General features: G+C 55.3%; 22 protein-coding genes and 2 pseudogenes. 10 read left to right on the forward strand and 14 right to left on the reverse strand.

Going from position 1 to position 23,916, the window contains the following annotated elements; genetic code table 11:
• Positions 1-285: 285 nt before the first annotated feature.
• Together ACNQP3_RS28195 and glnK are read right to left on the reverse strand one after the other, a co-directional pair.
• Complete coding sequence (locus ACNQP3_RS28195) at positions 286-1,617, reverse strand: ammonium transporter (RefSeq protein ID WP_016712640.1); 1,332 nt, start codon at positions 1,615-1,617, stop codon at positions 286-288.
• 46 nt (positions 1,618-1,663) lie between these two features.
• On the reverse strand, positions 1,664-2,002 hold the full coding sequence (gene glnK, locus ACNQP3_RS28200) for a P-II family nitrogen regulator (protein ID WP_002555808.1): 339 nt from the start codon (positions 2,000-2,002) through the stop codon (positions 1,664-1,666).
• Positions 2,003-2,374: 372 nt separating this feature from the next.
• Between glnK and ACNQP3_RS28205 the strand changes: the two genes are divergently transcribed.
• Genes ACNQP3_RS28205 through ACNQP3_RS28215 form a run of 3 tightly spaced genes read left to right on the forward strand, consistent with a single transcriptional unit; the run spans position 2,375 to position 3,456 of the window.
• Positions 2,375-2,635, forward strand: a complete 261-nt coding sequence (locus ACNQP3_RS28205) for an accessory factor UbiK family protein (RefSeq protein WP_041166618.1) — start codon at positions 2,375-2,377, stop codon at positions 2,633-2,635.
• A complete protein-coding gene (locus tag ACNQP3_RS28210) occupies positions 2,636-2,989 on the forward strand; it encodes a gamma-glutamylcyclotransferase family protein (RefSeq protein ID WP_060493196.1) in 354 nt (117 codons plus the stop codon).
• A gap of 38 nt (positions 2,990-3,027) precedes the next feature.
• Positions 3,028-3,456, forward strand: a complete 429-nt coding sequence (locus ACNQP3_RS28215; protein ID WP_012274787.1) for a TOBE domain-containing protein — start codon at positions 3,028-3,030, stop codon at positions 3,454-3,456.
• A gap of 29 nt (positions 3,457-3,485) precedes the next feature.
• On the opposite strand, the gene ACNQP3_RS28220 is transcribed toward ACNQP3_RS28215, so the two are convergent.
• A complete protein-coding gene (locus ACNQP3_RS28220; RefSeq protein ID WP_264316657.1) occupies positions 3,486-5,480 on the reverse strand; it encodes a DUF4034 domain-containing protein in 1,995 nt (664 codons plus the stop codon).
• Between the two features lie 215 nt (positions 5,481-5,695).
• On the opposite strand from ACNQP3_RS28220, the pseudogene ACNQP3_RS28225 reads away from it, so the two are divergent.
• From ACNQP3_RS28225 to ACNQP3_RS28245, 5 genes and pseudogenes are all read left to right on the forward strand, one after another.
• Positions 5,696-6,832, forward strand: a pseudogene (locus tag ACNQP3_RS28225) (YifB family Mg chelatase-like AAA ATPase); the annotation flags it as partial.
• A 462-nt stretch (positions 6,833-7,294) separates the two neighbouring features.
• Positions 7,295-8,140, forward strand: coding sequence for a site-specific integrase (locus tag ACNQP3_RS28230; RefSeq protein ID WP_264316658.1), 846 nt, complete (start codon positions 7,295-7,297; stop codon positions 8,138-8,140).
• Positions 8,133-9,836 (forward strand): site-specific integrase, encoded by a 1,704-nt coding sequence (locus tag ACNQP3_RS28235; protein WP_264316659.1) that lies wholly within the window; start codon positions 8,133-8,135, stop codon positions 9,834-9,836. The genes ACNQP3_RS28230 and ACNQP3_RS28235 overlap by 8 nt, the downstream gene beginning before the upstream one ends.
• Positions 9,836-11,884 (forward strand): hypothetical protein, encoded by a 2,049-nt coding sequence (locus ACNQP3_RS28240; RefSeq protein ID WP_264316660.1) that lies wholly within the window; start codon positions 9,836-9,838, stop codon positions 11,882-11,884. The genes ACNQP3_RS28235 and ACNQP3_RS28240 overlap by 1 nt, the downstream gene beginning before the upstream one ends.
• Positions 11,865-12,302 carry a hypothetical protein gene (locus ACNQP3_RS28245; RefSeq protein WP_029380251.1) on the forward strand — a complete coding sequence of 146 codons (438 nt, stop codon included), beginning with the start codon at positions 11,865-11,867 and terminating at the stop codon, positions 12,300-12,302. The genes ACNQP3_RS28240 and ACNQP3_RS28245 overlap by 20 nt, the downstream gene beginning before the upstream one ends.
• Positions 12,303-12,535: 233 nt before the next feature.
• Here ACNQP3_RS28245 and ACNQP3_RS28250 read toward each other — a convergent pair whose 3' ends face one another.
• Positions 12,536-13,966: a DUF2971 domain-containing protein gene (locus ACNQP3_RS28250; RefSeq protein WP_264316661.1), complete on the reverse strand. Its 1,431-nt coding sequence runs from the start codon at positions 13,964-13,966 to the stop codon at positions 12,536-12,538.
• A gap of 538 nt (positions 13,967-14,504) precedes the next feature.
• Here ACNQP3_RS28250 and ACNQP3_RS28255 point away from each other — a divergent pair.
• Positions 14,505-15,524: a hypothetical protein gene (locus tag ACNQP3_RS28255; protein WP_264316662.1), complete on the forward strand. Its 1,020-nt coding sequence runs from the start codon at positions 14,505-14,507 to the stop codon at positions 15,522-15,524.
• 694 nt (positions 15,525-16,218) lie between these two features.
• On the opposite strand, the gene ACNQP3_RS28260 is transcribed toward ACNQP3_RS28255, so the two are convergent.
• From ACNQP3_RS28260 to nthB, 9 genes are all read right to left on the reverse strand, one after another.
• Positions 16,219-17,202 (reverse strand): acetamidase/formamidase family protein, encoded by a 984-nt coding sequence (locus tag ACNQP3_RS28260; protein ID WP_034139337.1) that lies wholly within the window; start codon positions 17,200-17,202, stop codon positions 16,219-16,221.
• A gap of 119 nt (positions 17,203-17,321) precedes the next feature.
• Positions 17,322-17,936, reverse strand: a complete 615-nt coding sequence (locus tag ACNQP3_RS28265; RefSeq protein WP_052199002.1) for an ANTAR domain-containing response regulator — start codon at positions 17,934-17,936, stop codon at positions 17,322-17,324.
• A complete protein-coding gene (locus ACNQP3_RS28270) occupies positions 17,933-19,126 on the reverse strand; it encodes a transporter substrate-binding domain-containing protein (RefSeq protein ID WP_218176382.1) in 1,194 nt (397 codons plus the stop codon). The genes ACNQP3_RS28265 and ACNQP3_RS28270 overlap by 4 nt, the downstream gene beginning before the upstream one ends.
• Positions 19,127-19,135: 9 nt before the next feature.
• Positions 19,136-19,666, reverse strand: coding sequence for a DUF1097 domain-containing protein (locus tag ACNQP3_RS28275; RefSeq protein ID WP_264316663.1), 531 nt, complete (start codon positions 19,664-19,666; stop codon positions 19,136-19,138).
• Positions 19,666-20,382 carry a CbtA family protein gene (locus ACNQP3_RS28280; protein WP_054572004.1) on the reverse strand — a complete coding sequence of 239 codons (717 nt, stop codon included), beginning with the start codon at positions 20,380-20,382 and terminating at the stop codon, positions 19,666-19,668. The genes ACNQP3_RS28275 and ACNQP3_RS28280 overlap by 1 nt, the downstream gene beginning before the upstream one ends.
• Before the next feature lie 13 nt (positions 20,383-20,395).
• The gene (locus ACNQP3_RS28285) at positions 20,396-20,590 is read right to left on the reverse strand and encodes a CbtB domain-containing protein (protein ID WP_034139340.1); all 195 of its coding nucleotides are present in this window, start codon (positions 20,588-20,590) and stop codon (positions 20,396-20,398) included.
• A gap of 50 nt (positions 20,591-20,640) precedes the next feature.
• On the reverse strand, positions 20,641-20,991 hold the full coding sequence (locus tag ACNQP3_RS28290; RefSeq protein WP_052199003.1) for a nitrile hydratase accessory protein: 351 nt from the start codon (positions 20,989-20,991) through the stop codon (positions 20,641-20,643).
• A gap of 2 nt (positions 20,992-20,993) precedes the next feature.
• Complete coding sequence (gene nthA / locus ACNQP3_RS28295; RefSeq protein WP_052199004.1) at positions 20,994-21,659, reverse strand: nitrile hydratase subunit alpha; 666 nt, start codon at positions 21,657-21,659, stop codon at positions 20,994-20,996.
• Positions 21,660-21,711: 52 nt separating this feature from the next.
• Positions 21,712-22,395 carry a nitrile hydratase subunit beta gene (nthB, locus tag ACNQP3_RS28300; RefSeq protein ID WP_034139341.1) on the reverse strand — a complete coding sequence of 228 codons (684 nt, stop codon included), beginning with the start codon at positions 22,393-22,395 and terminating at the stop codon, positions 21,712-21,714.
• Between the two features lie 765 nt (positions 22,396-23,160).
• On the opposite strand from nthB, the pseudogene ACNQP3_RS28305 reads away from it, so the two are divergent.
• Positions 23,161-23,333, forward strand: a pseudogene (locus ACNQP3_RS28305) (histidine ABC transporter substrate-binding protein); the annotation flags it as partial.
• Positions 23,334-23,396: 63 nt separating this feature from the next.
• Here ACNQP3_RS28305 and ACNQP3_RS28310 read toward each other — a convergent pair.
• Entirely contained in the window at positions 23,397-23,873 is a 477-nt protein-coding gene (locus ACNQP3_RS28310) for a ProQ/FinO family protein (protein ID WP_034139343.1), read from the reverse strand.
• Positions 23,874-23,916: the final 43 nt, after the last annotated feature.

Here is a 23,916-nt window from a genome sequence, read left to right on the forward strand (position 1 = left end):
GCCCTGCTCCTGGCAGGACCTGACAAATCCATTAACCCCTGCTGGCCACACGCTATTGGCAAGCCTAGCAAAGGCTGGCGAAGTGTGTGGACTACACGTCAAACACCCTTCGGCGCGCATTCTAGCGCGCCCGTGGAAAAAGCAAAGCTCCATAAACGCCCTACGACTTGTAAGTTTTTTACCTACGTCGCGAACGTGTCGAATAAACCGTTTGCCGAGCGCGAAATGCTGAAAATCTGACAAAAAAATGCCCGGCAAGCCGGGCAAATTTTTACCGCGTCGCAGTTACAGGTTGTAGCCGCGTTCGTTGTGCTGAGCCAGGTCGAGGCCGACCGACTCTTCTTCTTCGTTGACCCGCAGGCCCATCACCACATCCAGCACCTTGAGGATCACGTAGGTGACGATGGCGGTGTACACCACGGTGAAGATCACGCCCTTGGCCTGGATCCAGACCTGCATGCCGATGTCGGTGACGGTACCGAAGCCGCCCAGTGCAGGGGCTGCGAACACGCCGGTGAGGATGGCACCGATGATGCCGCCGATTCCGTGCACGCCGAAAGCGTCCAGCGAGTCGTCATAGCCCAGCTTGCGCTTGAGGGTGGTGGCGCAGAAGTAGCAGATCACACCCGACGCCAGGCCAATCACCAGAGCGCCCATCGGGCCCACGGTGCCTGCAGCCGGGGTAATGGCGACCAGGCCGGCAACCACACCCGAGGCGATGCCCAGGGCACTGGGTTTACCGTGGCCGATCCACTCGGCGAACATCCAGCCCAGTGCCGCAGCGGCAGTGGCGATCTGGGTGACCAGCATGGCCATGCCGGCGGTGCCGTTGGCCGCAGCGGCGGAGCCTGCGTTGAAGCCGAACCAGCCGATCCACAGCATGGCCGCGCCCATCAGGGTATAGCCCAGGTTGTGCGGGGCCATCGGCGTGGTCGGGTAGCCTTTGCGCTTGCCCAGCACCAGGCAGCAGACCAGGCCTGCGATACCGGCGTTGATGTGCACCACGGTGCCGCCAGCGAAGTCCAGCACGCCCCAGTCCCACATCAGTGCGCCGTCACCACTCCACACCATGTGCGCGATAGGCGCATACACCAGGGTGAACCAGATACCCATGAACACCAGCATCGCGGAGAACTTCATGCGCTCGGCGAAGGCACCGACGATCAGCGCCGGGGTGATGATGGCAAATGTCATCTGGAAGGTGATGAATACCGCTTCAGGGAACAGCGCGGTGGCCGAGGTCAAGTTCTCGGGCGTCACGCCGCTGAGAAAGGCTTTGGAGAAACCGCCAACGAAGGAGTTGAAGTTGAGCACGCCCTTTTCCATACCGGTGGTATCGAAGGCCATGCTGTAGCCGTAAACGACCCAGAGAATGCTCATCAGGCCGGTGATTGCAAAGCACTGCATCATCACCGACAGCACGTTCTTGGAACGCACCATGCCGCCATAGAACAGGGCCAGGCCCGGAATGGTCATGAACAGCACCAGCGCCGTTGCGGTCAGCATCCAGGCGGTATCGCCGGAGTTCAGCGCTGGGGCAGCTTCCTCTGCCAGGGCAAGCCCGGGCATTACGAGGGACAATAGGGCTCCTAGCCCTGCGATCTTACGCAGAGTCATGTTGTTTTCTCCTGGGGCGTTGGGTTTGGTGAGGCTTTTTTGCTGCTTAGATCGCGTCGGTATCGGTTTCGCCGGTACGGATACGGATTGCCTGCTCCAGATTCACCACGAAAATCTTGCCGTCACCGATCTTGCCGGTGTTGGCTGCCTTGGTGATGGCTTCGATTACCCGATCAAGGTCCTTGTCATCGATGGCGACATCGATCTTCACCTTGGGCAGGAAATCGACCACATATTCAGCACCGCGATACAGCTCGGTGTGGCCCTTCTGCCGACCGAAGCCTTTGACTTCGGTGACGGTGATGCCCTGCACGCCGATTTCCGACAGCGACTCGCGCACGTCGTCCAGCTTGAACGGCTTGATGATGGCTGTGACTAGCTTCATGAAACTCTCTCCCGATTTGGTGGACTTGCCCCAGGAAAACAAACCCGTCTCAAGTCTAAGCGCAGCGCTTGGCTTTGTAACGCGTCGTCGGTATCCGGCTCCGCGTGCGCACTGCCCGGTCACAAGGAACTGCATCAGTGCATGGCTCGTTCAGGTCTTTGCAGAAACCTTGCCAGTTCCGGCAAAGCACCGGAAAACAGTGGGTTATGTGAAACAGTCGGGATTGGCCAGTCGCCAGTATGGAAAACATGCACAATATCGGTGCGCGCTGGCAGGGCGTACTGCGCGAAAAATGTGCAGGGGGAGCGAGCCTGAGTGGCTGAATGGCCCGTGCTACACTGCCGACCACTTTCAGTTTCAGTGGACCGCCCCATGCTCGCGCCAAAAGCCCTTCTCGATGCCCTGAGCGATCAAGCCTCGCGCCTGTTCAGCAACGATACCGCCCAGCCCCGTGCAGAACTGGAAAGCCAGTTCAAGGTGCTGATGCAAGGTGCCTTCAGCAAGCTGGACTTGGTCAGCCGCGACGAATTCGACAGCCAGATGGTCGTGCTGGCGCGCACCCGCGCGCGCCTGGAAGCACTGGAAAAACAAGTAGCCGAGCTGGAAGCACGGCTGAACCCACAAGGTGAGTGAATGCAGCCCTCCAGCGCATACCCGGTACTGCTGTTTTCCTACGGCACATTGCAGGACAAAGCCGTGCAACTGGCCAACTTCGGCCGTGAGCTGAGCGGCCAGGCCGACCGTATGCTTGGCTACCGCCAGGACTGGGTCGAGATCACCGACCCGGGCGTACTGGCCGCCAGCGGCAAGCCCCATCACCCCATCGTTTCCCCCAGCAGCCAGGCCGACGACAGCGTGGCCGGGATGGTCTTCCAGATCAGCGAAGAAGAGCTGGCGGCGGCGGACCGCTATGAAGTCGCCGACTACAAGCGCGTCGCCGTCACCCTCGCCTCGGGCCTGACTGCCTGGGTTTATGTGCGCGCCTGAATCCCTCGGGCGCGGGTTGTTACACGGAGCGTTTCCCCATGAAAGTCAGCGCACGCAATGTTTTCGAAGGCAAAGTCACCCAAGTTCAGCCCGGTGCGGTCAATGCCGAAGTCGAGCTGACCCTCGGTGGTGGTGAAAAACTGGTGGCAGTGGTCACCATGGCCAGCCTGCATAACCTCAACATCAATGTCGGTAAAGACGCCGTGGCGCTGGTCAAGGCGCCTTGGGTGGTGCTGCTGACTGACGCTGCCGGTTACAAGCTGTCGGCCCGTAATGCCCTGGAAGGTGAAGTGGTACGGGTTGGCGATGGTGCTGTGAACGCCGAGGTAGTGCTGAAGCTGGCCGGTGGCACCGAGGTGTATGCCATCGTCACCCGCGAAGCCGTGCAGGAGCTGGGGCTGGCGCCAGGCGTGAAGGCCACCGCGCTGATCAAGGCCTCGCACATCATCCTTGGCGCCAAGCCCTGAATGAGAGGGGGCTGCTTTGCAGCCCCGGTCTAATTCATACAGGCCTGTTTCGGTGGCAACTCGCTGGCATGCAAGGTGCCGCGGAACAATGCCGCGCCACACTGGGTAAACAACGTCTTCACCCGGTTGCGCGAATTGAGGATCTCGGCCTGGATATCCTCGATGGCCGTATCCCCCGGCTGTAATCTGGCCGCCCGGTTGGCCCATTCGATGGCGGCAAAGCGGCTCTGCTTGCGGGTGCCGCGGCCCTGCATCCACGCCAGCCCCAGTTCGGCGCTGGCACGCCCGGCAATCCAAGGGTCCGGGTACTCCACCAGGCTCAGCAGGTAGGTAACTGCCTCGGCTCGCTCCTGTGCTTCACCAAACTGACGCAACAAAATCCCCAGGTGCAAACGTGCACGGGCATTGGTCTGCGCATTGCCCAGTGCGTCGACCAGCAGCTGCCTGACGGCCAGCATGGCACTGCGCTCACTCAGGTCCTCATCGCCATCCATGCGCAGGCAGGCCAGGTTGTACTTGGCCTGCCGGCTGCCCGCTTCCACCGCGCGCTGCAGCCAGTACTCGGCTGCCTCATCATCCAGGTAATGCGCCGGTGTGTTGGCCAAGCCGCCATTGTGCAGCTCGTACAGGCCCAGGGCGGCCCCAGGCAGGTTCAGTTCGGCGCAGCGTTCATACAGGTAGCAGGCCACTTCATGCCGGTTGGCTGCCCACAGCAACTTCGCCACCTCGAGCACCTCGAGCCCCGGTGCCTGACCCGCGCACTGGCGTTTCACCGCCCGCTGCGACCAAAGCCTTGCCTGCTCGACCGAGCGTGGCAGCCCCCACAGCCCGAACCGGTGCCCGGCAGCGCGCAATGCACAGGCGCCCGCATGGGAGCGGCCTTCACACAACCGCTCGATGGCGCTGCGCAACAGGTGTTTCTCATCCGTCATGCCTTTGCGCAGTATCAGTTCGACCAGGCAGCGAAATGGCTCGCCCATGGCACGGATGGCGCCGTGGTCGGTATTGCACGCAAAGCTCGCGGCAAAATCGCGCATTGCGCCGGCATGGTCTTGCACTGCACGGCTGCGCAGCGCCCCCCGCCAGGCCAGCACGACCGCGCTTTCTCGGGGCCTTTTCGGGCGTTGTGACCAGCTTTCGAACACCGGCTGCCATTCGGCGACGGCCTGCAACGGGTTGGCATGCGGCAGCATCAGCCTGCATTCGACGGCCATCCAGCGCAGCGCATTGCGCAAGCTTTCGTCCCAGGTTGAACACAACGGGCCATTGGCCAAAAGCTCAAGCGCATCGAAACTGCCACCCCAGCGGGGCTGCAGGTAAACGGCAATGGCCTGAATCGCTTCGAAGCATCCAGGGCGAGCGACCAGTGCATGGCGCAGCCAGTAATAGCGGGGGTCTTCGTTTTCATGATCGACCCGCCTGCCCAGGCAAGGCGGCAACGCCTGTGGCAGCTCAGCCAGGGGGAATACCCCATGCTTCACCAGCAAGGGCGCTGCGGCTTCCTGCACTTCCACATCAGCATGGGCACTGGGCCTGTAACGCGCTGGATGCCCCTGAAACAGTTCGATCAACCAGCCAGGCTCGCGCAGCTGCGCACTGATACGCAGCATGCCAATGGCCGCGGCCACGGGTTGTGCAGACCGGTCCATTGCACGCAACAGGTGCGCGGTTGCGGTTTCACACATTTGCTCGACGGCCAGCACGCGGGCAGCGTTGCGTTGGCCCCCAACCTGCACCTGGCAGGCTCGGTGGAAGCAATGCATGCCCATGACCACTTGTGGGTGGTACGCCTTGGGGCAGGCGTCAATCCAGGCTTTGAGCGCTTGGCTCAGGGCCCTGTCACCCTGGTTTTCCAGGTCGACCAGCATGTGCCCTTCGATGGCAGCCAGGTAGGCCGGGAACTCGCCGAACGGGGCTTGGCGCCACCGTGCCTCAAGGCTGTCGAAAAAGCGGTTGAGTTCAACGAATGCACTGGCCTGTACCAGTTCGCGGATTACCTGGCGCGTGCGGGTAAGCGTTTGCACGGCGCAATACCTCAAGTCCATTTGAAAAAAGACGCGGTGCCATCCCATGGCAACTGCAATTGCCCAACAACACTAAGCCATACCTGGCGACTGCGCAAAGTCTATTGGATCCATTTTTGCCGGACGGCATCGAAACACAGGGAAAAACACTGCCCTGAAATACCAGGACGCATAGTTGTTGCGCCTGCCGTGGCAGTGCTGGCTATCCTTTGCACCTGCCGCAGGAAGCGGCCCTTTCCAGTGACAACGGAGTGTCCATGTCCCTAGCACTCGTCCACAGCCGCGCCCAAGTGGGCGTGCAGGCTCCAGCAGTCAGTGTCGAAACCCACCTGGCCAATGGCTTGCCCCATCTCACCCTAGTCGGCCTGCCGGAAACCACGGTCAAGGAAAGCAAGGACCGGGTGCGCAGTGCCATCGTCAATTCCGGGCTGAACTACCCGCAGCGTCGCATTACCCAAAACCTCGCCCCCGCCGACCTGCCCAAGGATGGCGGGCGTTACGACCTGGCCATTGCCTTGGGCATCCTCGCCGCCGACGGCCAGGTGCCGGTTGCCGCCCTTACCGAGGTCGAGTGCCTGGGCGAACTGGCGCTGTCTGGCAAACTGCGCCCGGTGCAGGGTGTGCTGCCGGCGGCACTGGCGGCGCGCGAGGCAGGCCGGGCACTGGTAGTACCACGGGAGAATGCCGAGGAAGCCAGCCTGGCAGGCGGGCTGGTGGTGTATGCGGTGGGGCACCTGTTGGAGCTGGTCGCCCACCTGAATGGCCAGGTGCCGCTGCCGCCGTATGCTGCCAACGGCCTGATCCTGCAGCAACGGCCTTACCCGGACCTGAGTGAAGTGCAGGGGCAGCTGGCGGCCAAGCGTGCCCTGTTGCTGGCGGCCGCCGGGGCACACAACCTGCTGTTCACCGGGCCTCCCGGCACCGGTAAAACGTTGCTTGCCAGCCGCTTGCCGGGGCTGCTGCCGCCGCTGGACGAGCACGAGGCGCTCGAAGTGGCGGCAATCCAGTCAATCAGCGGGCATGCACCGCTGAACAGCTGGCCGCAGCGGCCGTTCCGCCACCCTCATCACTCCGCCTCCGGCCCGGCGCTGGTCGGGGGCAGCAGCCGACCGCAACCAGGCGAAATAACCCTGGCCCATCACGGCGTACTGTTTCTGGATGAGTTGCCAGAGTTCGAGCGGCGCGTGCTGGAGGTGCTGCGCGAGCCGCTCGAGTCGGGCGAAATCGTGATTGCCCGGGCCCGCGACAAGGTGCGCTTCCCAGCGCGCTTCCAACTGGTGGCGGCGATGAACCCGTGCCCTTGCACGGTCGACATGGACGACGTGGACAGACATAGTCTACATTGTGCGCCCCATGGACATTTAGACCCTCACACCTAAATGGCAACCCTAGAAAAAATTCGCTACACCCCCAGCCAAATCAAGCTGCTAGACGGTGAGTTGCACAGAACACCAGCGTCAGCTAAGAACATCATCGAGTCACTCCCGCAAATCGTTTGGGCTGACCAGACCCCGTGGAGAGAGGCGAACCTTTGGGCATTCGAGCAGGCGAGCAAAAGTACCGACTCGAAAACTACTTTATCTTCGATCACCCACCTTCATGCTTATGCCAAATGGCTAGAGCGACAAAATGTTCAGTGGTGGCATTTTCCGGCGCGTGAGGCAGATCGATGCTTAGTGAGGTTCCGAGGCGACCTGATCGCGGCTAGAGATTGCGGAGAGCTGGCACCGTCTACGGCGTCTCAACGCATGGCGGCAGTTGTCAGATTCTATAAGTGGTTGGCAGCGTCCCGGTTGCTGTCTACAGAATGGCCCATGTGGACTGACGAGCAAGTCGGCGTCCGGCTGGTGGATGAGTTCGGTTTTGCTAGAACGATGATGGTCGCGACCACAAATTTAGCGATCCCAAATCGCAAGTCTCAGGGAGAAAAGCTTGAAGATGGGCTCATCCCACTTACCGCAGAGGCTGCCAGTCAGGTGGTCAGCTTCGCTTTGATACATGGGAATTATGAGCTCTACCTTCTATTGAGACTCGGCTTCGGCACAGGGATGCGGATAGGCACGCTATGTGATCTGAGGATCGCCACAATTAAGCGGGCCGTGCCTGATCCCATGTTCCCAGGTTTCAACAAGCTTGCAGTTGGCCCAGGAGCGCACCCGCCAGTACACACTAAGTTTGGTGTTACAGGTCAGATCTGGATCAGCGACGAAGATCTGAAGCTTTTGAATGAATACATTTACTCGACACGAAGGTTAGCCCGCCAGAGCCAGGCTGCCCCTGATAGCCGCGATGTGATCTTCCTGAGTCGTTACGGGAAAGCTTTCGGCCACGGAGATGGCAATGCTAGTCGCGGTATCAGTGTACAACTGGGCAGGCTGCGAAAAGACGGAATTTCAAATGGGATCAGTGCCTTTCGAAACTTCCGATTTCATCAAAGTAGGTGCACTTTCGCAACTGAACTCGCTCGCATTGCATTAAAACACGGCTCAGTTAGCACGGCTATTCAACTGGTTCGACAAGCACTGCTACATAAAAGCGAAAAAACCTCCCTTACCTATATTCGCTTCATCGAGAAGATGGAAGTTATGTCAGAAATAGCGGACGCTTTCACACGTGACTTCTTAGGAATAGCCGGCTCGGATGCATTCGGCGATGAGTAAAATTCTAGACCTAACCTTTCCAGCGCTCCCCTATGGCACGCATGAAGCTAAGTTTGACCTAGCTTCTTTGCTCTACATCGGGGCCTCTAAAGCCCCCGCTGACAAGGTTATGAAATTGATTGAGGCTGGCCATTTCGGCCTACCTGACGCTAAGCGATTCCCGCTGGTTCAGGCATTGCATGACGAATTAACCGCACAGATAGTCCGTGGCGTTCAGCAAGTTACTGTCAAAACCAGAATACGAACTTTGCGCACATTTTTCTCATGGTGTGACCAGAACACTTCCCAGGCGACTATAGAGCAAGTCGCTGCGTCCTACCAATCTTGGGTAGAACACTTGATCCAGAGAGTGCGGGTCAATCGAGACTTAAAAAATATGACCGCCTACAGGCAGGCAAAAACGATTGACAACCTACTAAAGCCTTGCCTCCGGCTCACTGTCGGCCTTCTATCCACAACTAGGCTTAGGGTGAGCTCAAAAAAAAATAGAGCCTTGGGCACAGAGGCTGACAAACAAAACTTAGAGGAGCTCTTTAGGTTCGGCAGCTTATTGATGGATCTATCAAATAACTTAACGGTAGAGGCGATGACTGGACCTCTGCCGTTATTAATAAAATTAAAATCCGGCGATGTACTTACTGAACAACCGGGGCTGCTAAACATAAATATCGAAGATTCCTGCCAAGCCACCTCAGAAAAAAATAGATTTTTAGAGCGCAGAGCGGCAATTCCACCTCATCTGGTTTTTGAAAAGCGGAAATCCCTGGTAAACCTCCGGATAGAAGTCGAGATTTTAATTTTCATATCCCAGACCGGAATGAATCTTTCCCAAGCCGCAAGACTGAAAGTTGGAAGTTTTAGATATAAGACCGATGGGGATGACGTTGTAGTTTACAGAGTCTACAAGGGGCGTCTGGGCGGAGAGGCTGAGTTTGTAATATTCAAAGAATATGTACCACTATTCAAGAGATACCTAGAATGGGTTAAAATTTTAGGAGTCGCTGACGACGACCGATTGTTCCCCTTTGTGTACTCAAACAAGATACCCGTCGAGGGTAGCTTTCCAACATTTCAGGGTATTATTTCTCGGTGCAGAACACTAGGAATAAAACATTTCCGCCCTATGGCCTTGCGTAAGTCTAGAATCAATTGGTTACTTCGGAAAAGTCGCAGTCCTGACCTCGTGGCTGAAATGGCCCAGCATACAAAAGAAACCTTGCTACATATATATGAGGAGCCACATCACCAAGCAGCGGCTGTAGAGATATCTCGATTCTATCGAATGACCGATCCAGCTGTCGCGTCAGTGGGGCCCGGAATGTGTATAGCACCAGTTCATCCCATCATGTCGGGCACGTTATTGGATGGAGCCTATAAGCCTGATTGCTCAACACCTGCAGGTTGCCTTTTCTGCGAATACCAACGCGATGTAGATAGCGAAGATTACGTGTGGTCCTTAGCTACCTATAAATACCTAAAAGCGTTGGAACTAGATCGTTCTGTTCCTTCCAAAGAAACAAAAAAAGATCACCCCATAACTACACTGATAAACCGCATAGATACAAAGCTTAACCATTTTTCCAAAAGTGGTGAGCCTCGCACATCTTGGGTGCTAGAATCTGAGAACAGAATGAGAGAAGGCCGCTTTCATCGCAACTATGAGGGACTAATACAACTTATGGAGCTAGCGCGGTGATGCCGAGTATGGTTTTTGCTGGATTGAATATAGTTACAGCCACGGCATCGCCAAGCGACGTGAATTTTATGCCGAGCGCGTGGCCGCCCGCACCTGACTTTCCAATCTGCATATCTACCGAGGGTGAAATAACAGCGAGGTATGGCGATAACGAGTGGGACCTAACACCATGGGCAGGCTTTGTACTAAAGCTAAACTTTGGAGAGTCTAAGAGAAAAAGATCCGGAGATATCAGCCCGGAGAACTCTGAAATCTTCAAACGCATTGTAGCATTTTGGATTTACGGCCCTAATCCGTGTAGAGAAATCCGGACATTAGTGGGTCACTATGAAAATTTTAGACAGATCTTCACATACTGCACAAAGAACAATCTTCTAGCGACTGACTTGTATCGATTCCCAAAAGTTATTGAAAGCTTCTCTAAGGTCGTCTGGCCGTCTCAGGCTCGTCGACTTATCGTACTGCTTCATACCTTATGGGAGCAACGCGAGCATTCTGGCGTATACATTCTTGACGCCAAAGGAATAGCCGAATTACAGTCAAAAATCCCTTCACATGAAAAATCACAGACAGCTTATATCCCACCCCGTATATGGCTATATCAATTAAGTCGACTCCGTGATTTCCTTGAAGACTTCAGGAATAACTTAGGTGCTTTGGAGGCATGTGCGGAATACTGCCTTCAAGCATACGCTCTAAACGCCGGAAGCTTGAGAGCTTCATGCTCACAACAATTGACAAAATATAACCTCCCCTTTGTATCACTAAACAATCCAGCTTTAAAGTCAAAGTTATTTAGCGGTCATAAATTTGGCCCTTTTTATATCACCGCCGAAAATTTTGGGATATTGGATCTGCTAGAGAAATGGTGTGGAGATGTCCGACATAATGGCGCCACCATCTTGTCGCAGTATTTTTCAATGGCTAGCAATATCGGTAAAGCATACTTACTGAATTTTACGCTAATGCGTATCGATGAAACATCCTCGCTCAGATCCGATTGCTTGGTGATTGAAAAAGACAAGATTACAAAAGAGGACATTTACCTCCTTAGAGGCTCGACTAACAAAACAATCGAGGACGATGAAGCATACTGGATCACCTCCCCATCTTCTAACTTGGCCATTGAGGTAATGAACTCCGTAAGCAAATTTAGGACCAGGTGTGCCTCCTTCAACTCAAATATTTCATTGACTGAGGAAGACAAACAAAATCCTTTTCTTGCACTTAGAGCTTACGAGCCATGGCGTAGAAGTACCAGATTTGATACCACCCCCGATATCCGCTGCCATGAACTCCATTACAGTATGTTTCTAAGCAGATATCCAAGATTATTTGATACGAACGAGCTTAAGATCCAGGAAGGCGATTTAGTAGGGGCTCTTTTGATCACTCCAACATTATCCCCTGCAAAATATGCTGTGGGTAAAATCTGGCCGCTTGCATGGCATCAGCTTCGGCGCACGGGGGCGGTTAACATGAGCGCCTCAGGGATTGTGAGCGATCCCTCAGTTCAGTATCAACTGAAGCATGCGAGTCGTGCCATGACTAGGTATTATGGAAATGGGTATTACCATCTCAATGCTAACCTAAATCAAGAAGCGCAGGCTGAGTATATCCGCGCCATGTATGAATCAGTGGCTAGAAGCTTCTCTGCACTCAACACCTCTACCTTCGTAAGCCCACATGGCGAAAAGAGAAAAGATCAAATTTTAAATCTAGTCAGCGTGAAAGATCACAACAAGCTTGTAAAGGCTGCGAAAGATGGCGCGATTGGTTACCGCGAAATTCTTCTAGGAGCATGCGCCAACCCAATGCCCTGCCCCTATGGGGGGATAGATTATGTTGGCAGATGTGGTGGTGGCGATGGCAAACCCCCGTGTCTTGATCTGCTGATTGATAAGGGTAAAAAACAACAAATCCTAAAATTGCGGGAAGTCCTTCAAAAGCGTTCGAGAGATGCCGAAGATGGATCACCATTCCATATATCAATCAACTATCAGCTGCAGGCTGTAGAGAGCGTCTTGGATGTCATCAAAAATTCCTAATTCACCTCGCGGCGGGCGTGCCGAGACAGCGTTCCGTGAGGCTTTTGACAGGCTCAAGCGGGGTAAACCGAACCTATTACCTAAGGGAACGCGGGTTACTCAAAATAACGTGGCCAGGGAGGCGGGTTTAGATCCATCGGCTTTGAAAAAAGCCAGGTTTCCCACACTTGTTGAGGAGATCCAGTATTGGATCAACCAGTACGGTGATGAGCAACCCCGCTCTCCATCACAATCAATTTACGCTCAGCGCAATCGCAATAGGACGCTACGGGAGCAAATTGAGGCACTCAAAAGCCAACGGGATAATGCTCTGGCTCTGCTAGTGGAGGCTGACTCAAAAATCCTTGAACTCACGATGGAAAATCAACGGCTCCAAGCAACAAAGCCAAAAAGCAACATTTCCAAGTTAGGCAGGTAAGCCGAGACTTTCTCACCCATTTGCATTTCGGCATGACCAGATATTTCCGACGGATTTGATCATCTGACGTGCTCGCATCTCCACAGACATTATTGTCAGCGGGTGAAAGTTCGCCGGGGTTGAAATCGGAAAGGGAATGGAAGCTCGAAGGGTGAGAGGTTTTCACATCTTGTTTTCTTCGAGCTTCGATGGGATCGCTCTGAGCAGTCACCGTTTCAGATGGTGCTCGGTGCTCAGTCCCTATGAGTTCTAACACCTTGCTTACTAACGTGAGCAATAGGCCGATAACGAATGGCATCCGTGGATGAATCATAGAACGATTGGTAAAATGTGAATTCTTCGCGACCTCTTATCTTACACATCCTTTCTACCATTTCTAAAAGCTTATACTTATCTGAATCCGCTGTTTTTATCCCAAATATAATTCCGTCCAGGTCATCAAAGCTATAACGAAGCTTCCTATCTTCTTCGTTAAGATAGGAGTTAAACTGAGACTTTAGAATAAGCCTGTACTCCTGTTCATTCGACCAGTGCCTTGTTTTCACTGTAAGGCTTTTAAAATTGTCCCTGTGGTAATTATCCCGCCATTGTGAATAATTCTCGAAGACATCTGATTTTCTCGAGCTTACATTTCCATTTTTATCGGTATACCATTTATCTATAACTTCCTGTGCACCATATGCAGCCAGGCTACAAAAAAAATCAAGATTAGGGCTCTTTTCTGTATAAGATACTTTAGTGAAATGAAATTTGGTTTGAGTCCACCACTTTATGCCCTGCTTTAATCCGGGTTTCATAAGCGAGATCCCTGGCTGCCCTTCCTCATTGTTTACTTTAAATTTTAGACAAACGCCTTGGTGGTTATTGCCATATGTACCCCAGATTGCCGAGTTCTCACAATTCTCCATAAAACAGCTTACGAACCATTCAGAGGTTGTGAGTCTGATCCTGGATGTCAAAAACTCTTCTGGAAAATCTATGCAAAGCCGTGTCCAATTTTTGGATTCGCCTATTTTAGATCTAGCATAACCTTTTACCAAGTCATCACTTCTTAAAAATGCCAGCGCAGAACTATCGAATTCAACGTTTAACAGCTCGTCACCTAGCCCTTCTAGATAATCTAGAAGGTTGGTTGAAACTGCTAGCAACTCTTCATGCGAAGCGCCATTTATACCGAAGCCTTTTTCAACAAGCTTGTAGGAAACTAACACTTCAGAAATAATATGCATTGCAAAGGATTGAATCGATCGCAGGTGCAGTATTAGCTCGTGTTGATTTACTTGCCGCCCCTTAAAAGCCAAAACTGCGATATGTCTTTTTACATTTGGCGAGTCAAAAAATCTCGATACAAGACCGGCGATCTCTTTGTAATTTTCAGGTGGTACTGCTTGAATGTCATAATTTGGAAATATCGGAAAATCTAAAGTTTCAAACTCCCCAGTAAAATATTGAGTATTTCGAATGAGTAAGCAGTCCATGAAGTGCTGGAAGAAATTCTCCCATACGACCGAATCCCCTTTCCATACGATCTCCCGATGTCCTTCCAGTGGGTCGTTGAGCTTTTCCGGTGGCGAGAAATAGATATAGCACCCTTCCAGCTCGCTTTCTCTGGTACCGCCAAGCAGGCTACTGACAGGACGAAACCTATAAAGATGATTGAGCACTGCCGTCCCTCCGTGTCTGTTTGAGCTTCTATTTTTCACCATGCTGGGCATCTGCGCTTAGATCTTCCCTGTGACTGCAAGTCACACTAGCAAGATTACGTCAGTTAACGATCGCTTCGGTCCGTTTTTTGCCGATCATGGTCAAAATGTGTGCATGGCAAATCCGGTGGTATCGATGGTAAGCACGAATGCAGAAGACTGGTCCGGTAGAAGAGCTCAACGGCCTACCACTGCGCATGGCACCTACCCAGTTGTTTAGCGTCTTAACGGGCATCTCTAGCTGGCGGGGAGCCTCGGTTGTGTCAACGCTTTCAGCTAGCGCAACGGCCTGAGCCTTGAACCCATCAGTGTGGTTACGGCGAGTGCTCGAGTACCTGGTAACCTTAGCGATCTAAGTATCGCTTTTTGGCGTCCGTTGTTACGGGAAAGGTCCAGCAATCCTTTTTCACTCCCATAAATGCTGGCCTGTAAACCACTTTTTTTACTTGTAAACCACTTTGGTTTACAGTGAAAAAAGTAGTTTACACGAAGCCAGGACATGCCGGATTTACAAGACGAAGCTAAGACCTACATCGAGTCCGCTCTAGGTGTAAAAGCGCACCTAACGCCGATGCCAATTCGGGTCCCCTACACCATCCGGGATAGCTACAAGACCTACGAATTGAAAATGCCGATGGGGAAAAGTTCGGCGTTCAATATCATGCTGCTGGTCTCGCGTGATGAGGTTGCTTATCCGGGCATCGTGAGCCTTCAGAAGCACATTGAGCTCGTGCACAAGGTCACCAACCAGGTAGTAGTCTACGTCTGCAGATCATTGTCGATTCAAGAGCGCCATAGCCTCATCACGCATCAAGTCAACTTCATCCAGCCCAGATTCCAGATGTTCATACCGGAAATAGCACTGGACCTGCGCGAAAGCTTCCGCCTGCGTCGAGAGCAAAGCGAGCTGTCCGCCCTCTTCCCCGCCGCCCAAGCCATGCTGCTCTCATGCCTGTATGCCGGCAAAACCTACGAAGCCTATTTCACGACGAACGCCCTCTTGGGCGACCTCAATTACAGCCGGGTAACTCTCTCGAAGGCTGTGGAACAGCTGACCTCCCTTGAGGTGATTACCCCTGCAAAGAGCGAGCTTCCGTGGAAGACCTATGCCTTCAACGGGACACCAGCTGAGGTGTTCCGAAAGGCCAAGCGATACCTACGGTCCCCCGTCAGAAAGAGAATTGGCATAACCCGCAACACTCTCCCCATGGCGACCGACGTGTATCTCGCGGGGGAAGCGGCCTTGGCCAAATACACGATGCTAGCGGAGCCTAAGCAGGCCGTATGGGGAATGACCAAGAAAGTGTTCAACGATATGCTGGCGCTTGATGCGTTCGAAGTCATAGATTCGTTGGACGAGATCGAGGAATGGGTAGAGATCTGGGCCTATCCGTCGCTCACCGAAAGGCACTACATAGCAGACGCGGCATCGCTATATCTGAGCCTGGAAGAAAACCCAGACGAACGCATTCAGACTGCGTTGGATGAACTTAAGCAGCAAGTAAATTGGCTAGCGTAAAAGGCTTTAGGCAACCTCTTTCGCTGCGTTACGCATAACTTTCAGATAGCCGATGCTCAGGCCCATGGACTCTGCAGCTAACGAAGCATTCTACGCGGCCAAGGTGGCATCAACTGATGCTACCAGGCATCGCGAGTGAACCAGCAGCGTTCGCCCTCGGCCTTCTCAGCCGGTCGTCATGCATCACACCGGCTATCAACAAGACGGCTACCGCGAGTACGTAGACGCTTAGCTGCCCTTCACGAAGGGCAGCCAACGGCCAGAAGCAGACCTTCGACGTGTTTGGGAAAACTAGGGCTATTCATTGGGGTGAGTTCGAATGCCGCATGTGGGCCAAGCTAAATTAGCAGCCTGGGTCAAAATCGCATCAGCGGCAACAACCTAGGCTCTCTAGCTTGCTGGGGCAGAAGGCCACTAGCAGCAGCTAGTGATCGCCGCTATCCTGAGTTCCATAATTTTCGCACCACGGGACGAATGAGTTCGCCCCGCTCTAGCAGGGACGCACAATGGAACTCTGTTATAAGTCCCTACCCCATTTGCTCAATGGCTCGCCCTTCTCGTCTAGAGTCGTCTCATGCTGGGTGCCAGCCTCGCCCCGTTTGCGGGAGCATGGCTGGCGATCAAACGTGACTGTGCACTGAATGTTTTTTGGAGGACTTTGGCTCGTCAACAACAGGGTGGGTGGCCTTGCTGCTCAGAGGTATCGCTTGTCGATTGCTGCACCGACTGAATATTTTGGGTCGACGAAATTGCCCAGTCTCACCTTGCCGCACTGGCTCAGCATCATGTAGGCGTCCCAGCGATCGAAGCCGTACTCCTTTTCCAGCCAAAGAATTAATTCGCAGTACGCAATGCGCGTCGCGTCTTCCAAGGGGCGTGCACTGCCGATGGCCATCAGCATGGATTCGGTTTCAAGGCGCGGCCAGTCGATGTTCCAGTTCTTGATCAGCTCGACATGGATGGTCGTCGTGCTCTCGAACTCCACGGCCGTGCCGCACACCTCACCATCGCCCTGACACGCATGCGCATCGCCGATGAACAAACGCCCACCTGGCGAGCGCACCGGCAAGTACGTGATGCTCCCTGGGCCCATGTCAGGCAAGTCCATATTGCCGCCGTGGTTGTCGGGCGTAAGGGAGTTGATCGAGTCGATTTCAGGCGAAAGGCTTAGCGTGCCGATGTGCGGCTGATAGGGCAGGGTCACGCGATCACTCCAATGGACATGCTGCTCGTCGACATGGATTTTGCGGGTGATCTCGGGCAATGGGTCGGTCAGCATCGCGGTCAGGTCGGTGCCGGTCAGGGCGCCGAAACGGGGGATCATGCAGCACGTACCCCGAGGGTTTTCACCCCGTGGCAGGATCGACTCGATGCGGACGGCCACCACGTCTCCCTTCTCGGCGCCTGCAATCATGATGGGGCCGCTCTGAGGGTTGAGAAACGGCATGCGCAGCAGTTCGCTGGGGCGATCGTGCTCATGTTTGACTTTGCCTTCGAAGGCATCGGCGGTTTCGACGATAACCCTGTCCCCTGGGCGAATGTGCAGAACCGGGTCCGAGTAGGGGCCCATGGTGTAGTGAAATTTTCCCTGACGATCTGTTGTCAGCTCGTGGGTTTCACCTTCTTTGCCCTGGGCCACGCCCCGGGTAAACATGATCGATTTTTCCAGCCAGTTCATACGTTGACTCCATTTTTTTGGCAAAAAGCTCCCTTTGGCGGACCACCAGCGGTGCGCCATTGAGGGGGGTGATATCGATAAACTGCGGCTTGGGCCGCGAGCGTTTGTGTCTGGCCGAGTCAGGGCCTTCGCTGGTGACGCAGCATGTTCAGCGCGCTTTTCTCACAGCCGCTTTGCAAAAACCGCAGACACATTTCCTCCATGCACATCTGATTGGTCATGCTCGATTCCCTCAGCTGTTCATAGGCTTGGTCATCGTCGATGTTGGCCAACTCCATCAGCTTGACTACGGCTTTGAGCACTACCCGCCGGGCCTTCACACGCTCTTGCAATTGGGTAATTTCAGCGTCGGCCCGGGACCGCGATCCGAATTCAAAAATCGCCTGTTGCAGGGCCAGGAATGTCCCGCTTGAGCGCACCGGTTTGACCAGAAACGCGCACACCCTTTGCGTCAATGACCAGTGAATCCTCTCAGGGGTTTCGGCACTGAACATGGCAATCAACGGCACTCGCGGTTCCCCATCCGGCCAAGGGAAGGTATTTTTGTGGGCCTGATTGGCATCGAAAAAACACACGTCCACCTCCGACCAAGGCAAGGCTTGGCCCTCGACCGGCTCGATGATTTTCAATCCCAGCCTCACCAGTTGCCCGCTCAAGACCTGATAGTCATGGTCCTTCTTGTGCAGGATCAGCACGCGATGGTCACGCAGGTTGGGAAGCTGAGGCCTTTTCATCTGACGATCCTCAACTCCGGTTTAAGGCGATCGCCATGGTCTTCCATCACGGCGCCATCGCCGACTTTGCCCATGTCCAACCATGTGAGGTACGGGTCTGGTTTGCGCGGCTCCTTCGCGCTCGCCAGGATCTCGAAATCCCCGTTGGCGTTGGAGATGCCCAAGCGCGGCGTCAGGTAGCAGTGGTGGTTTTCCGGGTCGATCCACACTGGCCCTTGAGGGGCGTTCAACCGGCTTTGAACGGAGGCGCTTCTGACCTGCTGCACGTCGTCGGTGTCTGCCAGGTGAATGGCTTCGGCCAACAACAGCACCGCGATGAACGAGGCTTCAGCATCGGCGGACGTCACCTGTTGCACGCCGTACCGCTGCTTAATGTCACGAACGAACTCCGCGTTGGCCTGGGTGCCGATGCTCTGGAAGTACACCGATGAACAGATATGCCCGGCGCGCACGCTGGCATCCACGGCTTTCAGTTCCTCCTCCGACAACGTGCAACTGGCCAGCGGAGTGGACGCAGAAATCCGCTGTGTATTTACGGCCTGCCCATAGGCGGCCACGAAGGCTTGGCCGGATTCCCCGATCAACGAGCTGAACACGAAATCCGGCTTGAGGCGTTGGACCTCATCGATGATCTGCTCGACATCGGTGGAGCCAATCGGGAGATAACGCTCGCAGACGACATCGCCGTCGTTGGCTTCCAGTATTTCGCGCATCACCCGATTGCTTTCCCAAGGCCACACGTAGTTGGAGCCCACGCAATAGGCGCGCTTGCCCACGGTGTTCATCAGGTAGCTGATTAGCGGCACGATGTGCTGGTTGGGCGAGGCACCTACGTATATCACGTTGTCGCTGCACTCGAACCCTTCATAGTGCGAGGGATACCAGAGCAAGCCGTCGCGCCGCTCGAACAGCGGTAAAACTTCCTTGCGACTCGACGAGGTGTAACACCCCACGACGTGCCGAATTCCGCTGTCCAGCAGTGCCTGGGTTTGCGCGTAGTACTGGGTCAAGTCCCCGCCCGGATTGACTACTTCAGGCTCAAAACAGAAGGTGAAGCGCGGGTCGCGCGCCACGCGCTCAATGGCCAGCAGCGCCCCACAGAGCATCGCCTGGCCGATGCTCTGGTACGAGCCAGTGGTGGAGCACATCAGGCCGATCCGCACGCACGTCTTGTGAGAAAGGTTTGCCATCATCAGTTCCTACGAAGCTAATGCAGCGCGACGTTGCAGGCGTGCAGCGAAGCGGGCCGACGCAAAGGCAAATACCGCGCCCACGACCATTGACGCGGGCACGATGATCAATGCGTTGGAGAAGCTCAGGCTGGTGAGGTTTTCAGTGCTGAACTTTCCGGGCGTTTGCAGCAGAAATGCAAACGTGCACGCATAGCCGTAGGTCACCGCCGGGATCGAGGAGAACAGGCCAACCCTGGCCGCCGAGATGTAGCAGGCGATGCTGATGCAGACCACGACGCTGGCCCAGATCGTCTCGCCCAACACCGTCGCCCCCGGCACCGAGACGATCACTACCGCCGTCAGCCATGCGGTGAACACGCCAAAACAATTGGAGACGATCGTGGTGCGCAGGGCGCGCACGTCTCCACCTGAGTGGAAAAAACAGGCCCTGGCGGCGAAGGCCGCCCAAATGAGCAGCACCCCCACTGAGAGCGTGAACCAGGTACACACGCCGCCCAGCAGGGCAACACTGATCGCAAGGCTGGTCAATTCAGACATTACGCGTACTCCTGCTGTGGGGATTTGAACAGCCCGGAAGTTGCGGCACGACGGGAAAATACGGTGCAGAGCAGCCCCAGCGTGACCCAGAACGAGGCGTCCGCCATCAACGTCGCGATCACGAACTCGTGATGCAGCGCGGCGGGCGCCAGCATCTCCGGCGACGCTAACTGCGGCGAGCCGATCAGGTGAGGCACCGCCAACAGCACGACGCCAGCCACCTTCAACCAGGCCTTTGGCGCGAAGGCGATGAGCACCAGTCCAATGGCCGTAGCAATCGCTGTACCCACCCACCAGAGTTGCCTGGCGTGCAGATCAGCCGCTTGCGTGCCGGGCAGTTCCGGTGGCAGACCCGCCGAGGGCGCCAGTACAAACACCGCGTACCCGGCCAGCCCCCACAGCACCCCCGTTGAGAGCTTGCGCGGCGGCCGTAGGCTGATCGCCCCCGCAAGCACCAGCCCGAACGCCACGCCGACCACCAAGTTGGCAGCGGCGGTGGACGTCACCCGCTGCCAGCCGTCCTCTGGGGCCCAACCGGCATCTTCGTGATGATGTTCGCCTGCCTCATGGGGATCGGAATGGCCGGCACTGGCCGCCTGCTCATAGGTTTCGGCCTGAAGGATTAGCGGGGACACCCAGATTGCTTGGATGAGCGTCAACACTAGAGCGGCCCCCATCCCGGCGAAACCCGCCGTTTGCAGCATGCGCTTGATCATGGCTCAGGCCCTCTCAGTGGCAAGGAAATGCAGCGGTATGACGGGTATCGTGCGCGGCGTTGTGCAAAGCCGGCAGGCTGGAAAAACCGGCGAAGTACAGCAGCACCGCGCCCAGGGACATCACGCAGCAGGCGTTGAGCACGCGCCGGGCGCTTCGAGCGGACGATACGGTGGTAGTGATGCTTGAAACGGATTGAAGAGTAGACATGATGTGTACCTCGTGTTCGCGCTGTGATGAGGGTGTTGAAGCCAACGGCTTCAGATGACTTCGTCCCGACGACGCTCAAGGAACTCTTGCGTACGAGCGTTGAGGGATTCGGGAGTGACGAGTGCTTTGTCCATCGCCAGTTTTTCCAGCGAGGCCAGCCAGTGCTGGTAGTAATGCCAGTCAGGGTCGTCGGGAGTGTGAGTCTTGTCCCAGGCCCCGATGTTCGAGATCAGCGAAGCGCGGAACTCATCCCACTGGTAAGCGCCTTGTTCGGCGAGCGCCAGGGCTAGGCCGAACGCTCGCCCTTGCCACGGCTCATCAAACACCAAACGTTCCTGGTTTTTCGGCAGGGCGCTGCGGTCGCCGCACAGTTGATCCACTCGGTTTTTCAGCGTGCTCATGATCAGGCTCCTTGCTGCGCCGTGCTAACCAGACCCAATCCCTGCATCGCTTCGGTGGACACTAATGCGGCCAACTGCTCCTCGGAGAAGTGGTCGGTGCCCTCAGGGCGCTGAGGAATCACGAAGAAGCGCACTTGGGCGCTGCTGTCCCAGATCGCGACTTTCTTGGAGCTGTCCAGTTCGACACCGAAATCCTTCAGCACCGCGCGGGGCTCTCGCACCACGCGTGCGCGGAACACCGGATCCTTGAACCAGTAGGGTGGCAGGCCCAACAGCGGCCACGGCCAGCATGAGCACAGCGTGCAACAGACGACGTTGTGGGTGCTTGGGGTGTTTTCGACGACCTTGAGGTTTTCGCCTTCGATGCCTTCACGCAAGCCCAGCTCTTTAATGGCTTGGTTTGCGTCGGCCAGCAGACGCGCTCTGAAAGCCTCATCTGTCCAGGCTTTGGCTACGACCCGGGCGCCGTTGAACGGCCCCATTTCGTGGTCGAAGAAGTGGATGACGCGATCAACGGTGTCGGTGCCGATCAGGCCTTTTTCACGAAACAGCGATTCCAGTGCTTTGGTGCGGGCCGCGTAATAGCTTTCCGGGCCGCGTTCTTCATCGTGGTGATGGTGCTCGCCGGACGCATGTTGATGGTCGTGGTCGTGATCGTGTGTGCTCATCGGTGCAATTCCTTGGTTCGTAAAAGGGGCGAGGCCGCGTGCGCTTGGCGCGTCATTGCTGCTGAACGCTGTCCAGGTAAACTTCAAAAAAGTCGTTGTACAAAACGTCGCCGTGGTCAGGGATCTCTGACCAGATGTCGGTGGTCTTGAAGCGCACGTTGTAAACCGGTTGGGGTGTGCCGAGCCCATCGGTCGGCCCTTTGTCCCAGTACAGGTAGGCGCCGTCGTACACCACTTCCACAACGCCCACTTTGTTGCGTAGGTAGCCGGGTAGCCGGGTATGGATGCCAAGTGGTACATCTTTGACGCAGACGGTGTCGCCGACTTTGAATTTGGGCTGGGTGGCGATGTTTCGATACGGGTTGTCGCCGGTCCAGAGGTAATCGATCACGCGTTCGGTGATCTGCGGATTGCCTTTTTCGGGCAGTGGCGTGTCCGGGTTGTCGAGAAAACGCTGGGTCAGTGCGTCGAGTTCAGCAGCCTCGATATACCCACGTTCCACGAGGAATTCGGCCATCGCGCCTTGCCACTTGATGTAATAGCGGTACTTGAAATAGTCGAGCGGGTTCATGCCCTCGGCTTTAACCCGCAGGTCTGGCCAGGCCCAAATGCTGGTGCCCATCATCGTCGCGTGCACCCCAAATAGACGGGCCTCCCACGGCTGTACGAATACCCGCTTCTCCACCGTGACCGGGCCCAATCCTTCGATTCCTCCCAAAAACTGCTGAAGCTTCATGCGCGTGCTCCTTAAAAAAACCAAAAAAAACCCTCCGAGCCGTGAAGGCTTGAAGGGCTTATTTGCCGATCTGTCAGCGAATAGCTGACAGGTATGTATTTTCGGCCGGCGTCGATGACGCACGTGATGACCGCAGTTGGGTAAAGCAGGACTCGTGCCAAATTTTACAGAAAGAGAAGGGGGAAGTTGAAAGCTATTAAAAACAGATAGTTAGCAGGATTTGGTAACGGATGGGGAGGGCTCGGCCACCTTTCAGAGCTGCACTACGTTGGAACCAGTGCACAAACGCTGGGCAGCTGTGAAATTTTTGATACTGAAAAATACCTCTAGTTTGGATGCTGCCATCCTAGACTTTTAGAGCAAAGTTAGAATTTTCCTGTTGGTGTGAGGCAACCAGCCGACGATGACAAACACAGCTTTCACCCGATGCCCCGAATATCAGTGCAGCATTATTTCCCTCAAAATGGGGGATGTTTTCGAGCGTATCAAAGCGGCTGCCCCCCGATGTATCGTTCGATCCATGGACCCACATGAAAGGAGTCAGGATATGGAAATCGAGCGAAGAATTGAGAAATGGAACGATCTATGGATGATCGTTGCCGGGCGAGTGGTATGCACTGGCTGCCTGGAGAGCCAAGCGCTGGAAGATTGTGAGAGACCGTTTCTGCATGCCGGTACATGCGAGGCTAGCCATGGAAAAAAAGAATACCCGTGGGCTGCGCTTCACGAGATCCTAGACTGCGCGCGAGGGTGAACTGCCCGTTAGTGCTGGAGAAGGTCAATCTTCCTATCGATCTACTCAACCAGAACCTGGCGCTGATGACCAAGGAGCACATCGACTCGCGAAGCTGGCGAAGATATTCTTCAGGGAGCATCTGGAAATCTGGCACGGATGGGTGAGCGATGCGGCCGCACAAAGAATCCAGGCTTCGTTGTAATCGAATCACATTGCAGATGCGACGCTGGGCGTCGCATTTCGCGTAAGGGGCCCGCAAACCCTGTCAGCTTTCGACTGGTGCCGGGACATGCGTTTTCAACTTCGCCCGATTTTTTCGGTCTTGGACGCGTTGCCGCGAAGCTTGCTGCTTCGCCTGAGTGGCGGTCACAGTGCCAACTGCTTGACCGCCCAAGTCCAAGCGTGGCGCATTCTCTACCATGCTTGCCCAGTACCGAGTTCCTCGGCACCAAGTAGAAATTCCTAACTGGAGCTGTTCGCGGGTTAGTCCGAGTAGTTCCAAGTGTTGCTCAGCATCTTTGAGAATGCCTTCCTTGAGCGGAACCTTGGGGGACGGATTGACTGGGAAAGCCAATGGAAAATGCTTCTGCAATGGCCAGATCGCTTCTAACGCAGGATCCTGGCTGAGAGGCTTGGCCTGGGGGGAGGATTTGCACTTGAGGTCTGTCTGGATGACGGCCTTTGCTGGCTCTTTTTCAGCCCGCAGACGGTCACGTAGCTCCGCTAGTTGTTCAAAACCCATCGTTCAATACACTGCTTCGAGGTGGTTGCGTGGAGCTAGGATA

It is taken from the genome of Pseudomonas sp. LFS074 (assembly GCF_047978165.1).
GTDB classification, from domain to species: domain Bacteria; phylum Pseudomonadota; class Gammaproteobacteria; order Pseudomonadales; family Pseudomonadaceae; genus Aquipseudomonas; species Aquipseudomonas putida_P.